The following is a 13,178-nucleotide window of genomic DNA, read 5'->3' as shown; positions in this document are numbered from 1 at the left end:
TGGCTTCGGACATGCCCAACCTCCAGGCCACCAAAGCCTTGAGCGACTTGACCCCGGGGGCGGCGCCCAACAATCCGTCACGATCGATCTCGGCGACAATCTCCACGACCTGAGCATCGATGGCGTTTCGCTGCCCGCACAACTCCGCTAACCGGTCATACAACTGCAACAAGCGATCAACCCGACTCACCGCCGGAGCATCACCACAAGCCGTCGCCGAAGACATACCCGCATCATGCCAACACGGTCCGACAAAAAAGCCGGCCGCTAGACAGCCTCGACGTAGAACCAGCGGCCCGTGCGGCGTTCGAATCGGCTGCGTTCGCGCAGTGTTTCGGGTTGTCGGGCCCGCACATAGTGTGCAACGAATTCCACTTCGCCCTGCGCATCGTCGGCACCGCCGGCGACCACGTCACTGATGGCCAGTCCGCGCCAGCTCACGTCCGGGTCGACGGTGACTTCGGCCGGTCGAGTGCGGGGGTGCCAGGTCCGAAAGAGATAGTCCGGGAGCCCCTTTGCAAATGCCGAGTACCGCGACCGCATCAGTTCCTCGGCGGTCGTGGCCGTACGCACACCGTCATGTAGCGGTTCGCAGCAGGCCGGATAGGGCCGGTCACTGCCGCACGGACATCTACTGCTCGCCGCCATGGCAGAGATCATGCCGCCTACAGGTCGAGCAGTGCGGTTTCGGGGTGCTCGATCAGGTCACGCAGGTCGCGCAGGAACGCCGCCACCTGCGCGCCGTCGGCGATGCGGTGGTCGAACGCGCACGTGAGGTTCATCGTCGGGCGGGCGGCGACGGCGCCGTCGACGACGACCGCGCGTTCTCTGAGCGAGCCGATTCCGAGGATCGCCGCTTCCGGGTAGTTGATCACCGGCACACCGTCATCCAGACCTAGCGCACCGAAATTGGAGACCGTGAACGTCGACCCCTGCAGCTCGGTCGGCGCCAGCGTGCCCGCTCGCGCCTCCCGGATCAACCGGGCCACCGTGGCGGCGAGGTCCCGCGTCGTCAGACGATGCGCGTCGTTGACCACCGGCACCAGCAGACCCCGCGGCGCGGCCACACCGAAACCCAGGTGCACGGCCGAATGCAGATGGATCTGCGGGCCGTCGACGGTTTCCACCCAGGTGGCATTCAACGACGGGTGGCGGGTCAGCGCGATCGTCAGCAACCGCAACACCAGCACGAACGGTGTGACGGAAGAGTCGTCGACGTGGTCAGCCAGCCGGTCCCGCAGTCGCAGCAGGCTGGTCCCGTCGACCTCGACGCGGGCGTGCGCATCAGGGATCTCCCTGCGCGACAAAGTCATTCGCCTTGCCATCTCGGCCTGCACCCCACGCACGGCAACCGTGTCCGGCGTGAACCGCCCCGCCGCCGCGAGCACGTCTTCGCGGGTGATCACCCCGTCGGGGCCCGATCCGGTGACGGCGCCCAGGTCGACGCCGAGGTCGGCGGCCAGTTTCCGCACCGGCGGCTTGGCGCGAGCCCGGGCACGATGCGGCGGCGGAGCGGCCGCGCGACGGCTGGAATCCATTGCGTCGTCGGCGCCGTATCCGACCAGAACGGGTTTGCGCTTCTCGGCGGGTGGTTCGGCATCGGTCTCGATGCGGGCCAGCAGCGTCCCGACGGGCAGCGTCTCGCCTTCGCGGCCACCGAGTTCGACGATGCGACCCGCGTACGGGCTGGGGATCTCCACCTCGGCCTTGTTGGTTTCGACCGTGCACAGCGTCTGGTTCAGTACGACGTCATCACCGACCGCGACACTCCACTCGGTGATCGTCGCGTCCTCCAGTCCCTCGCCGAGGTCGGGTACCAGAAACTCCATGGCGGTCATGGCTGCCCCAGCGTGCGTTCGACACAGTCGAGGAGCCGGTCGACACCGGGCAGCCACAGCTTCTCCAGCCGGGCCGGCGGGTACGGCGTGTCGAATCCGGTGGCGCGCAACACGGGTGCCTCGAGGTCATAGAACAACTCCTCGGTGATCCGGGCCGCGAGTTCGGCGCCGAACCCCAGCGTGCGCGGTCCTTCGTGCATCACCACCGCGCGTCCGGTGCGGCGGATCGAATCGGCGACCGTGTCGAAATCGAGCGGATTGAGTGAGCGTAGGTCGACCACCTCGATGCTCCAACCGTGGTGTTCGGCAGCGAGTTCCGCCGCGCTCACCGCGGTCGCCACCAGCGGACCGTAGGTCACCACGGTGACGTCGGAGCCGGGCCGGCGGATCGCCGCGCGGCCGAGCGGCAGACCCGGCGCGCTGGTATCGACGGGTTCGCGGGCCCAGTACCGGCGTTTGGGCTCGAGGTAGATGACCGGGTCGCGGCTGGTGATGGACTGGCGCAGAAGCCAGTAGGCGTCCGACGGTGTGGACGGCACGACGACCTTGAGCCCGGCGGTGTGCAACCAGTAGCTTTCGGTCGATTCGGAATGGTGTTCGACGGCGCCGATCCCGCCGAACGACGGGATGCGGATGGTGACCGGCATGTCGACGTCGCCACGCGTGCGCATCCGGTACTTGGCCAGATGGCTGACGATCTGGTCGAAGGCAGGCGCGGCGAAACCGTCGAACTGGATCTCGGGGACCGGCAGGAACCCTCGGATCGCCATCCCGATCGCGATTCCGATGATCCCCGATTCGGCCAGTGGGGTGTCGAAACACCGCTCCTCACCGAAGGTCTCGGCGAGTCCCTCGGTGACCCGGAAGACCCCGCCCAGGGTGGCGACGTCCTCGCCGAAGACCAGGACGCGGTCGTCGGTGGCCATCGCGTCGCGCAGCGCCCGGTTGATCGCCTGCACCATCGTCAGCGTGGGCGCCTCGGCCGGTGCGAGCAGCGGACCGTAGGCGTCGTCGTCGTCGTATCGGGTGGGCCGGTCGATGATCTGGGTCATCTCAGAGCTCCTTCGCCAGTTCGGCCGCCAGCTGTTCGCGCTGGGCCACCAGGTCGGGGGTGATGTCGTGGTAGACCGTGTCGAACATCTCGGTGACGTCGAAATCGTCTGCGCCGACCACGACGTCGCGCAGCTCGGCGCACAACCGCCTCGATTTGGCGCGGACCCGCTCCTCGAGCCGCTCGGTCCACACCCCCTCCGACGTGAGGTAGGTGCGGTATCGCGCGATCGGGTCGCGCGCCGCCCACATCCGGACCTCCTGCTCGTCGCGGTACCGGGTGGGGTCGTCGGAGGTGGTGTGCGGGCCCATCCGGTAGGTGACCGCTTCGATCAGCGTCGGTCCCCCGCCGTCGCGGGCGCGCTGCGCGGCTTCGGCGGTCACCGCGAAGCAGGCCAACACGTCGTTGCCGTCGACCCGCACCCCCGGCATGCCGTATCCGGCGGCGCGGTGGGCGATCGACGGTCCCGCGTGCTGCTTGGTGACCGGCACCGAGATCGCCCACTGGTTGTTCTGCACGAAGAACACGCACGGCGCCCGGTACACCGCCGCGAAGTTCAACGCTTCGTGCACGTCGCCTTCGCTGGTGGCGCCGTCGCCGAGGAACACCAACGTCACGGAGTCCTCACCGAGCCGCTGGGCGGCCATCGCCGCGCCGACCGCGTGCAGTCCCTGGGTGCCGATCGGAATGGCGATCGGCGCGACGCACTTCTCGGTGAACCCGAGACCGCCGTGCCACTTGCCGCGCCACACCGCGCCGATCTGCGCCGGGGTGATGCCGCGCAGCAGAAACGCCCCGATCTCGCGGTACTGCGGGAACAACCAGTCGGTTTTGCGCAGACACGCCGCGGCGCCGATCTGGGCGGCCTCCTGGCCGCGGCACGACGCGAACAGCGCCAGTTCGCCCTGGCGCTGCAGGTTGACGAACTCGCCGTCGAGGTCGCGGGTGACGACCATCAGCTCGTAGAGCCAGGCCAGCGTCTCGGATGGAAGATCGCGGCGGTACCGGGCGCTCGAGCCGGTCGGTGTCCCGTCCGGGCCGACCAGCCCGATGGGCTCCACGTCGACGTCGAGCGTCTCCAACGGTGCCTGAACAGGCCCAGCCATACCGCCTCCTAGGGTCACTGGCGGCGGATCGCGCCACCAGGCGACTGAGGTGCTCAGCGCGGCGGCGGTTGGAGCAGACCCCCGGGTGCGGGGGTGTCGGCTAGTCGCCGGGGTGTGGCGCTAACGCGACGATGCGCTCGGCTCGCCGGAGCACTGGGGCATCCACCATTATGCCTTCGAATTGGAAGACGCCCCGGGCATCGCGGGCGGCCGCGAGCACGTGTCGCGCCCACTGCACCTGTTCGGCGGTCGGTGTGTAACCCTCCCGGATCACCGCGACCTGCGAGGGATGGATCGCGACCTTGACGTCGAACCCGACCGCGACCGCGTCGTCCACCTCGCCGCGCAGCCCGTCGAGATCCTTGATGTCGAGGTACACCGAGTCCAGCGCCAGCCGGCCGTACGCCTTCGCGGCCAGCAGCGTCTGCGACCGGACATGCCGGGCCACCTCGCGGTAACTGCCGTCCGGGTAGCGGTTGGCGGTTCCGCCGGTCACCGCGAACAGATCCTCGGCCCCCCACATCAATGCGTATGCGTTCTCGATGCGCGCCAGGTCGGCGACCGCGAGCGCGCCCAGCGGGGTTTCGATCAGCACCACCACGTCGAACGGTACGAGGTCGCGCACCTGCTGCGGGTCCTCGGTCTTGGCCAGCATGACGGTGGTGTACTCGGTCTTGGCCAGTGCCTCGAGGTCGAGCTGGTGGTCGGGGGTGGCGCTCGGGTTGACGCGGACCACCGTCCGGGTCGGGTCCAGACGCGTCTGCAGCAACGCCGCGCGTGCGGCCTCGCGGTCCTTGGCGGCGACTCCGTCCTCCAGGTCGAGGATCACCACATCGGCTGCGGCGGCGGCCTTTTCGAACCGTTCAGGCCGGTCGGCCGGGCAGAACAGCCACGCCGGGCCCGATGACGTCAACGCCACTACGCCTCTCCCTCCGGACGTTTGCGCACCATCGTCTTGCGCGACGCGGTCGCGACGATGTCACCGTGCTGGTTGCGGCCGACGTGGGAGAACGTGACGATGCCCTCCCCCGGCCGACTCTTGGACTCGCGTTTGTCGAGCACCTCGGACTCCGCGTAGAGCGTGTCCCCGTGGAACAGCGGCTTGGGGAACGCGATTTCGCCGAAGCCCAGGTTGCCGACGATCGTGCCCTGGGTCAGCTGGGTGACCGACAGGCCGACCAGAGTCGACAGCGTGAACATCGAGTTCACCAGCCGGGCGTTGAACGGCGGCAGCGCGTCGGCGAACGCGGCGTCGAGGTGCAGGGCCTGGGTGTTCATCGTCAACGTCGTGAACAGCACGTTGTCGGCTTCGGTGATGGTGCGGCCCGGCCGGTGCTGATACAGCACGCCGGTCTCGAACTCCTCGAACCACAGCCCGCGCTGAACGACTACCTTCTTCTCAGTCACAACCCCAGCTCCCGCCCGATCAGCATCAACTGGACTTCGGTTGTGCCTTCACCGATCTCGAGGATCTTGCTGTCCCGGTAATGCCGCGCCACCGAGTACTCGTTCATGAAGCCGTATCCGCCGAAGATCTGCGTGGCGTCGCGGGCGTTGTCCATCGCCGCCTCGCTGGCCACCATCTTGGCGATCGACGCCGCCTTCTTGAACGGCTTGCCGGCCAGCATCAGCGCGGCCGCGTCGTAGTAGGCGGTGCGGGCGACGTGCGCCCGGGCCTCCATCCGCGCGATCTTGAACGCGACCGCCTGGTAGCTGCCGATCGCGGCGCCGAACGCCTCGCGTTCCTTGGCGTACTTGACCGATTCGTCGACGCAGCCCTGCGCCGCGCCGACCGACAGCGCGGCGATCGCGATGCGGCCCTCGTCGAGGATGCGCAGGAAGTTCGCATATCCGCGGCCCCGCTCGCCGAGCAGGTTCTCCTCCGGCACCCGCACGTCGTCGAAGCTCAGCGGGTGGGTGTCGCTGGCGTTCCAGCCCACCTTGTTGTACGCCGGTTCGGCGGTGAAGCCCTCGGTGGGCACCGGCACCAGGATGGACGAGATTTCCTTTTTGCCGCCCACCTCGCCGGTCACCGCGGTGACGGTGACAAGCTTGGTGATATCGGTGCCCGAGTTGGTGATGAACTGCTTGGAGCCGTTGATCACCCAGTGGCCGTCGTCGAGGCGCGCGGTCGTCTTGGTCGCGCCGGCGTCGCTACCGCCGCCCGCCTCGGTCAGACCGAACGCGCCCAACGCCTTACCGCTGGCCAGCAGCGGCAGCCACTCCTGCTTCTGCTCCTCGTTGCCGAACCGGTACACCGGCATCGCACCCAGTGACACCCCGGCTTCGAGCGTGATCGCCACGCTCTGGTCGACCTTGCCGAGTTCCTCGAGCGCGAGGCACAGCGCGAAGTAGTCACCGCCCATCCCGCCGTACTCCTCGGGGAACGGCAACCCGAACAACCCCATGTCGGCCATGCCGGCGACGACCTCGTACGGGAACGAGTGCTCCTCGTCGTGTTTGGCCGCCACCGGCGCCACCACGCTCTGGGCGAAGTCGCGGACCGTCTTCGCCAGTTGTTCATAGTGATCGGGAAGCATCCCCGTCGCCATAAAGTCCGTCATGATTCTTCCTTCTCGACGGCGGGATCTGCGGTGACCTTGGCCAGCAGCTGTCCCACCTTGACCTGATCGCCCACGGCGACAAGCAATTCCACCACGCCGTCGACCGGAGCGGTCAACGCGTGTTCCATCTTCATGGCCTCGACGGTCACCACGACCGCACCCGCACCCACCCGGTCGCCGTCGGCGACACCGGCGGCCACCACCGAACCCGGCATCGGGCTGGTCAGTTCGGCGTCGCCGCTGTGCGCGTCGTCGGGCCGCACCGGCGCCTCGCGGACTTCCTCGACCATCACGGTGCGACCCGCGCCGGCCAACCAGATCCGGCCGTCGTCGCCGGCGACGAGGTAGTCGACGCGCACATCGTCGTACCCCACCGACAGCCGGCCACCGTCCAACACCGCTGACAGCGAACGGCTTTCGCCGTCTTCGACGACCGCTTCGGCGTGCTGCGGGGTGCCGGTCAGGTGGACGTGGTCGGTGCGCTCACCCGAGCGCAGCCGGTAGGTGGTGGCGGCCCGGGCGCCCATCCGCCAGCCCGACGGGGCGGCCCACAGGTCACCGGTCCGCGCGGGCCAGGCCGACAGCCACCGGTAGGCGGCGGCCGCGACGAGTTCGGCGTCGGTGGCCGCCGCGGGCGCGAAATCGGGACTGCGCCGGTCCAACAAGCCGGTGTCGAGACGGCCCGCCGCGACGTCCGGGTCGGCGAGCAGGAACCGCAGGAACTCGACGTTCGTGGTGACGCCGAGAACCGAGGTACCGGCCAACGCGCGGTCCAGGGTGCGCAGCGCACCGGCACGGTCGTCGGCGTAGGCGATCACCTTCGACAGCATCGGGTCGTAGTCGCTGCCGACCACCGATCCGCGCGCCAATCCGGAGTCGACCCGGATGCCCGGGCCGCTCGGTTCGGCGAGGTCGAGGACCGGTCCGCCGGTGGGCAGGAAGCCGCGGCCGGGGTCCTCGGCGTACACGCGGGCCTCGATGGCATGCCCGGTGAGCGTGACGTCGTCCTGGCCGAACGACAGCTTCTCCCCGGCGGCGATCCGCACCTGCTGTTCGACGAGGTCGATTCCGGTGACCATCTCGGTGACCGGGTGCTCGACCTGAAGGCGCGTGTTCATCTCCATGAAGAAGAACTCGTCGGGCCGGTCGGCCGAGACGATGAACTCGACGGTGCCGGCGCCGGTGTAGTCGACGCTGCGGGCGGTGTCACAGGCCGCGGCGCCTATCCGCGCGCGGGTGGCCTCGTCGAGCAGCGGCGACGGCGCTTCTTCGATGACCTTCTGATGCCGCCGCTGCAGGCTGCATTCGCGCTCCCCCAGATGCACGACGGTGCCGTGCGCGTCGGCGAGCACCTGCACCTCGATGTGGCGCGGGTTCAGCACGAAACGTTCGAGAAACAACGTGTCGTCGCCGAAGGCCGCACCGGCCTCGCGCCGTGCCGAGACCAGCGCGGCAGGCAGTTCGGACGCCTCGTGCACCACCCGCATGCCCTTGCCGCCGCCGCCGGCCGACGGCTTCACCAGCACCGGGAAACCCACCTCGGCGGCACCGGCGATCAGGTCGTCGTCGGTCAGGCCCGGTCGCGAGATGCCCGGAACCACCGGGACACCGAACGCCGACACCGCCGCCTTGGCCGCGATCTTGTCGCCCATGGTTTCGATGGCCCCGACCGGCGGCCCGATGAACGTGATCCCGGCAGACTGCAGTGCAGCGGCGAATTGTGCGTTTTCCGAGAGGAATCCGTAACCGGGGTGCACCGCCTGAGCGCCGGTGCGACGGGCCGCCGACACGACGGCGTCGATGTTGAGGTAGCTGTCGCGGGCCGCGGCGCCGCCGATGTTCACCGCGACGTCGGCCTCGGCGACGTGGCGGGCCCCGGCGTCTGCTGCGCTGAACACGGCCACCGACCGGATGCCCATCTGGCGCAGCGTTCCGATGACCCGCACCGCGATCTCACCGCGGTTGGCGACCAGGACAGTGTGGAAGGTCATGTCATCACATCCGGAAGACGCCGTAGGAAACCGGTTCGAGCGGCGCCTGCCCGACGACCGAGAGCGCCAGCCCGAGAACGGTTCTGGTGTCAGCGGGATCGATCACACCGTCGTCCCAGAGCCGGGCGGTCGAGTAGTACGGGTTGCCCTGGTGTTCGTACTGGGCGCGGATCGGCGCCTTGAACTGTTCTTCTTCCTCGGCGGTCATGTCACCGCGCACGGTCGCCAACACCGACGCCGCCTGTTCGCCGCCCATCACCGAGATCCTGGCATTGGGCCACATCCACAGGAAGCGCGGCGAATACGCGCGTCCGCACATCGAGTAGTTGCCCGCCCCGTACGACCCGCCGATCACCACGGTCAGCTTCGGTACCCGCGCGCACGCCACTGCGGTCACCATCTTTGCGCCGTGCTTGGCGATCCCGCCCGCCTCGTAGTCGCGCCCGACCATGAAGCCGGAGATGTTCTGCAGGAAGACCAGCGGGGTGGACCTCTTGTCACAGAGCTCGATGAAATGCGCTCCCTTGAGCGCCGATTCACCGAACAGCACACCGTTGTTGGCGATGATGCCGACCGGATGACCGTGGATGCGGGCGAACCCGGTGACCAGGGTGTTGCCGTATTCGGCTTTGAACTCGGCGAATTCGCCGCCATCGACGATGCGGGTGATCACCTCGTGCACGTCGTAGGGCACCCGTGAGTCGATCGGGACGACGTCGTAGAGCTCGGTCTGGTCGGCTGCCGGTTCGACCGTCGGCGCGACGTCCCACGGCAGCGGGGTGCGCGGGCCGAGCGTGCCGACGATGCGTCGCACGATGCGTAGAGCGTCGCGGTCGTCGTGTGCGAGATGGTCTGTCACGCCCGAGGTTTTCGAGTGCAGGTCGCCGCCGCCCAGTTCTTCGGCCGTCACCACCTCACCGGTCGCGGCCTTCACCAGCGGCGGGCCGCCGAGGAAGATCGTGCCCTGGTTGCGCACGATGACGGCTTCGTCGCTCATCGCCGGCACGTAGGCGCCGCCCGCGGTGCACGAGCCCAGCACCGCGGCGATCTGCGGAATGCCCTGCGCGGACAGGGTGGCCTGGTTGTAGAAGATGCGGCCGAAGTGGTCGCGGTCCGGGAACACCTCGTCCTGGCGCGGCAGGAAGGCACCGCCGGAGTCGACGAGGTAGATGCACGGCAGTCGGTTCTGGCCGGCCACTTCCTGGGCGCGCAGGTGCTTTTTGACGGTGATCGGATAGTAGGTGCCGCCCTTGACGGTGGCGTCGTTGGCGACGATGACGCACTCTCGGCCGGAGACCCTGCCGATGCCGGTGATGATCCCCGCACCCGGGCATTCGTCGTCGTACATGCCGTCGGCCGCCAGCGGCGTCAACTCCAGGAACGGACTGCCGGGGTCGAGCAGGCTGTCCACCCGGTCACGTGGCAGCAGCTTGCCGCGGCTGACGTGGCGTTCGCGGGCGCGTTCCGGTCCGCCGAGCGCCGCAGCGGCCAGCTTCGTACGCAGTTCGCCGACCAGAGCTAGATGCTCATCGCGGTAGGAAGCGCGCGGTGTCATCGGTGACCCGTTCGATTGAGTTAATGACGACTAACTCGTAGGATGTTAGTCACGATTAACCGGAATGTCCACAGCGGCGGGAGGCGCTTCGTGTCCGCTATTCCTGCGAACACCCGGCGCAGTCGCGCGAAGTCCGACCGCCGGTCCCAGTTGATCGCCGCCGCCGAACGGTTGGTCGCCGAGCGGGGTTACCTCGCGGTGCGGCTGGAGGACATCGGCGCCGCGGCTGGGGTCAGCGGCCCGGCGATCTACCGCCACTTCCCCAACAAAGAGGCGCTGCTGGTCGAACTTCTCGTCGGGATCAGCACCCGGCTGCTGGCCGGCGCCAGGGAGGTCGTCGACGCGGCGGCCGGCCCCGCGGATGCGCTCGACGGCCTGATCGAATTCCACCTGGACTTCGCGCTCGGCGAATCAGATCTGATCCGGATCCAGGACAGAGACCTGGCGAACCTGCCGACCGCGGCCAAGCGGCAGGTCCGCAAGGCTCAGCGCCAGTACGTCGAGATCTGGGTCGAGGTGCTGTGCCGGTTGACCCGGTCGCTGAGTGAGGCTGACGCCCGGGTGATGGCTCACGCGGTGTTCGGCCTGATGAACTCCACCCCGCACGCGCTCAAACCCGCGACGACGAAAACGGCCGAGGCCAACCCGCGGGCCGTCCTGAAAAGGATGACCGTTGCGGCGTTGACCTCGGCCGGTCCGACGTCAAAGCGTTAGTACCAGGCGCGCCTGCCACCGACGGGGCGTCCGACGGATCCGAGGATCCAGAACACCGCCCCGATGACCATCAACACGATGCCGATGTACATGATGGCCGGGACCGTGAAATAACCGATCACGGCGAGAATCAATCCGAGGATTATCATAACCACTCCATTTCTCGTGAATCGTTAACCGCCAGTGGGTTACTGGCTGGGTTCGGGCAGGTTGCAGTTCTCGACCTTCGGGTTGACACCCGCGTAGTTCAACGGCCCCGCCACCACCGTCAGGGCGATGCTTCCCGCTGTCGCGCAATTGGTTTCATTGGATGAGAAGTAGCCGCGCTGATAAGCCGCGACGACACCGATCAACAACCAGATGAGCACAAGTACGCCGAGGATTCCGCCACCTCGCATGCTGCGCCTCCTTTGTCAGTGAACTGGCGCGTGCGCAGCGTGTTTACCCGGCAGACAATTTGTCCAAACCTGGGGCCGGGCGACGATTCGGTTACGACTGGTTCTGCGCTCGCGCAAAGGCGGCAATCAGCCACTCGCGCATGGCTTTGACCAGTACGGCCCGGTTTTCGCGCTTGTCGATCTCGTGACCGTCGTCGTCGAACATCAGCAGTTCCACCCTGCGGTCGAGCGCAGTCAACGCGTCGAACATCTGCAGCGATTCGGTCGGCGGGACGTTGGTGTCGTTGCCGCCGTGCACCAGCAGCAGGGGCGCAGTCATCGCGTCGGCCCGCTGCAGCGGTGACAGCTTCTCGAGCAGATCCCGGTCGCCGATCGGGTGGCCGTACTTCGGATATGCGGCCGCCGCGATCCACGGTTCGGTGTTGCGGTACCAGGTGTTCAGATCGCTCATCCCGCAGATGCTGATCCCGGCGGCGAAGTCATCGGGGTGGAACGTCAGCGCGGCCTGCGTCAGATAACCGCCGTACGACCACCCGCAGCACGCGATGCGGTCGGCCGGGGCGACCCCGTTGTCGACGAGGTAGGCCACCGCGTCGGCGACGTCGTCGATGGCCGCGAACCGCCGCTCCTTGTCGTCGGCGTGCATGAAGCTCCGCCCGAAGCCGCCCGAGCCGCGGACGTTCGGCAGGAACACGCTGATGCCCTCTTCGAGCAGGGCGGGAAAGAACTCGTTGTAGCCCGGTCGGCCCTGACCCTCGGGACCGCCGTGCAGGAACAGCATCGCGCCGATCGTCGGCACTCCGTCGCGAGGACGGAACAGCCACCCGGTGAACTCCAGGCCGTCGCGGGCGACGACGGTCTCCAGCGTCGGGTCGGCGGTGACCGGTCCGGTGCTGGGTTCGCGGTCGACGGGCTCCCATTCGCGGGTGCGGGGATCGACCAGTTCCACGGTCGGCGGGGTGGACGGGCCCTCGACGGTCATCGCCAGCATCGAGCCGCCAGCGCTGATGCTCAGCTGACTGGCCACCATCCCGGGCAGCGGGATCGGCGGCTGCAGCGTCAGGTCCGCAAGTTTGAGGATCTGTAATTCGCTGGCGCCGTGAAGGTTCCACAGGAGCGCGACCGTCGACAGGTCGTCGCTGACGGTGAACTCGTCGAGTTCGCAGCCGGGACGTTCGGCGATGATCTGGTAGGCGACACCGTCGGGCGTCATGGTGACCTCGAGGAGCCGCGCGTGTTCGGCGCCGTTCTCGCTGCGGACCAGGGCGCGCACATACCCGTCGGCGTCGCCGGGTTCGAGCGTGCCCGCCGGGTGGTAGAGCTTGGTGGTCTCGCCCTCCAGACCCGACCGCAGGCGCCGCGGCTGATGGTCGTCGAGGATGATGCCGGTGTCGGTCGTCGAGCCCGGATCATAAGGCAGCAAAGCCGTTTCGGTGCCGCGCCGCAGCAGGATGAGATCCCGGTAGCCGCGCGGGCCGACCCGCACCAGCGCCGAGCCGGCCCAGGCGTCGACCAGGCGCCCGCCCGACCGTCTGTCGAGCACAACGGTTTCCCCGGTGCCCGGATCGATCAGCACCGACGTGCCCACGCCGTCGTCTCCGGTCAGGATCGCGGCCACCCGCGCGCCGTCCCAATTGATCAGTTCGGCCGTGCCCTCCGGCGATCCCGGATCCCACGAGTCGATGCGACGCGCATCGCGGTCGTCGGGATCGGTTGTGACCACCCAGATCTGGGTTCGGGTGCTGCCGTCTGGCGCCACCTCGCAGGCCAGCCAGTGCCCGTCGGCGGAATGCAGGACGCGGGTGACCGGGCCGTCGATCGGAAGTTCGACGTCGCGCGACGAGCTGGCCCGCCAGCCGCGCAGGAAGCGCTGCACGGCGCGAGGGAAACCGCCGTCGTCGACGAGATGCGCGAACGCCGTCGCGTCCGGTGACATCGACGCGCCGTATACCCGACGGACC

The 13,178-nt window shown here is 68.3% G+C and carries 13 protein-coding genes and 1 pseudogene; 1 reads left to right on the top strand and 13 read right to left on the bottom strand.

What is annotated here, in order from left to right; genetic code table 11:
- From BHQ18_RS13600 to BHQ18_RS13555, 10 genes and pseudogenes are all read right to left on the bottom strand, one after another.
- Positions 1–226: pseudogene (locus BHQ18_RS13600) on the bottom strand (hypothetical protein); the annotation flags it as partial.
- A gap of 41 nt (positions 227–267) precedes the next feature.
- A complete protein-coding gene (locus BHQ18_RS13595) occupies positions 268–648 on the bottom strand; it encodes a YchJ family protein (RefSeq protein WP_069414134.1) in 381 nt (126 codons plus the stop codon).
- A 17-nt stretch (positions 649–665) separates the two neighbouring features.
- Positions 666–1,838, bottom strand: coding sequence for a dihydrolipoamide acetyltransferase family protein (locus tag BHQ18_RS13590; protein WP_069414133.1), 1,173 nt, complete (start codon positions 1,836–1,838; stop codon positions 666–668).
- Positions 1,835–2,890 carry an alpha-ketoacid dehydrogenase subunit beta gene (locus tag BHQ18_RS13585; protein WP_069414132.1) on the bottom strand — a complete coding sequence of 352 codons (1,056 nt, stop codon included), beginning with the start codon at positions 2,888–2,890 and terminating at the stop codon, positions 1,835–1,837. The genes BHQ18_RS13590 and BHQ18_RS13585 overlap by 4 nt, the downstream gene beginning before the upstream one ends.
- 1 nt (position 2,891) lies before the next feature.
- On the bottom strand, positions 2,892–3,995 hold the full coding sequence (pdhA, locus tag BHQ18_RS13580) for a pyruvate dehydrogenase (acetyl-transferring) E1 component subunit alpha (protein ID WP_069414131.1): 1,104 nt from the start codon (positions 3,993–3,995) through the stop codon (positions 2,892–2,894).
- A gap of 100 nt (positions 3,996–4,095) precedes the next feature.
- Complete coding sequence (locus BHQ18_RS13575) at positions 4,096–4,914, bottom strand: HpcH/HpaI aldolase/citrate lyase family protein (RefSeq protein ID WP_069414130.1); 819 nt, start codon at positions 4,912–4,914, stop codon at positions 4,096–4,098.
- Positions 4,914–5,402, bottom strand: coding sequence for a MaoC family dehydratase (locus BHQ18_RS13570; RefSeq protein WP_069414129.1), 489 nt, complete (start codon positions 5,400–5,402; stop codon positions 4,914–4,916). The genes BHQ18_RS13575 and BHQ18_RS13570 overlap by 1 nt, the downstream gene beginning before the upstream one ends.
- Entirely contained in the window at positions 5,399–6,559 is a 1,161-nt protein-coding gene (locus BHQ18_RS13565) for an acyl-CoA dehydrogenase family protein (RefSeq protein ID WP_069414128.1), read from the bottom strand. The genes BHQ18_RS13570 and BHQ18_RS13565 overlap by 4 nt, the downstream gene beginning before the upstream one ends.
- Positions 6,556–8,550: an acetyl/propionyl/methylcrotonyl-CoA carboxylase subunit alpha gene (locus tag BHQ18_RS13560; protein WP_069414127.1), complete on the bottom strand. Its 1,995-nt coding sequence runs from the start codon at positions 8,548–8,550 to the stop codon at positions 6,556–6,558. The genes BHQ18_RS13565 and BHQ18_RS13560 overlap by 4 nt, the downstream gene beginning before the upstream one ends.
- A gap of 4 nt (positions 8,551–8,554) precedes the next feature.
- The gene (locus BHQ18_RS13555) at positions 8,555–10,105 is read right to left on the bottom strand and encodes a carboxyl transferase domain-containing protein (RefSeq protein ID WP_069414126.1); all 1,551 of its coding nucleotides are present in this window, start codon (positions 10,103–10,105) and stop codon (positions 8,555–8,557) included.
- Positions 10,106–10,204: 99 nt separating this feature from the next.
- Between BHQ18_RS13555 and BHQ18_RS13550 the strand changes: the two genes are divergently transcribed.
- On the top strand, positions 10,205–10,819 hold the full coding sequence (locus BHQ18_RS13550) for an SACE_7040 family transcriptional regulator (RefSeq protein WP_069414162.1): 615 nt from the start codon (positions 10,205–10,207) through the stop codon (positions 10,817–10,819).
- Here the strand turns inward: BHQ18_RS13550 and BHQ18_RS30120 are convergent.
- From BHQ18_RS30120 to BHQ18_RS13540, 3 genes are all read right to left on the bottom strand, one after another.
- Positions 10,816–10,968: a hypothetical protein gene (locus BHQ18_RS30120; protein WP_165614560.1), complete on the bottom strand. Its 153-nt coding sequence runs from the start codon at positions 10,966–10,968 to the stop codon at positions 10,816–10,818. The genes BHQ18_RS13550 and BHQ18_RS30120 overlap by 4 nt on opposite strands.
- 39 nt (positions 10,969–11,007) lie before the next feature.
- Entirely contained in the window at positions 11,008–11,217 is a 210-nt protein-coding gene (locus tag BHQ18_RS13545) for a hypothetical protein (RefSeq protein WP_069414125.1), read from the bottom strand.
- A gap of 91 nt (positions 11,218–11,308) precedes the next feature.
- The gene (locus BHQ18_RS13540) at positions 11,309–13,153 is read right to left on the bottom strand and encodes an alpha/beta hydrolase family protein (protein WP_069414124.1); all 1,845 of its coding nucleotides are present in this window, start codon (positions 13,151–13,153) and stop codon (positions 11,309–11,311) included.
- Positions 13,154–13,178: the final 25 nt, after the last annotated feature.

The organism is Mycolicibacterium flavescens, assembly GCF_001722335.1.
GTDB classification, from domain to species: Bacteria; Actinomycetota; Actinomycetes; order Mycobacteriales; family Mycobacteriaceae; genus Mycobacterium; species Mycobacterium flavescens.
Note: the sequence above shows the minus strand (reverse complement) of the source record. Positions and strands in the feature narration are given on the sequence as shown.

Excerpts from the sequence above, each read along its gene's own strand:
- BHQ18_RS13560 (WP_069414127.1), bottom strand. The coding sequence starts at position 8,550 with ATGACCTTCCACACTGTCCTGGTCGCCAACCGCGGTGAGATCGCGGTG.
- pdhA (WP_069414131.1), bottom strand. The coding sequence starts at position 3,995 with ATGGCTGGGCCTGTTCAGGCACCGTTGGAGACGCTCGACGTCGACGTG.
- BHQ18_RS13555 (WP_069414126.1), bottom strand. The coding sequence starts at position 10,105 with ATGACACCGCGCGCTTCCTACCGCGATGAGCATCTAGCTCTGGTCGGC.
- BHQ18_RS13540 (WP_069414124.1), bottom strand. The coding sequence starts at position 13,153 with ATGTCACCGGACGCGACGGCGTTCGCGCATCTCGTCGACGACGGCGGT.
- BHQ18_RS13595 (WP_069414134.1), bottom strand. The coding sequence starts at position 648 with ATGGCGGCGAGCAGTAGATGTCCGTGCGGCAGTGACCGGCCCTATCCG.
- BHQ18_RS13585 (WP_069414132.1), bottom strand. The coding sequence starts at position 2,890 with ATGACCCAGATCATCGACCGGCCCACCCGATACGACGACGACGACGCC.
- BHQ18_RS30120 (WP_165614560.1), bottom strand. The coding sequence starts at position 10,968 with ATGATAATCCTCGGATTGATTCTCGCCGTGATCGGTTATTTCACGGTC.
- BHQ18_RS13590 (WP_069414133.1), bottom strand. The coding sequence starts at position 1,838 with ATGACCGCCATGGAGTTTCTGGTACCCGACCTCGGCGAGGGACTGGAG.
- BHQ18_RS13565 (WP_069414128.1), bottom strand. The coding sequence starts at position 6,559 with ATGACGGACTTTATGGCGACGGGGATGCTTCCCGATCACTATGAACAA.
- BHQ18_RS13545 (WP_069414125.1), bottom strand. The coding sequence starts at position 11,217 with ATGCGAGGTGGCGGAATCCTCGGCGTACTTGTGCTCATCTGGTTGTTG.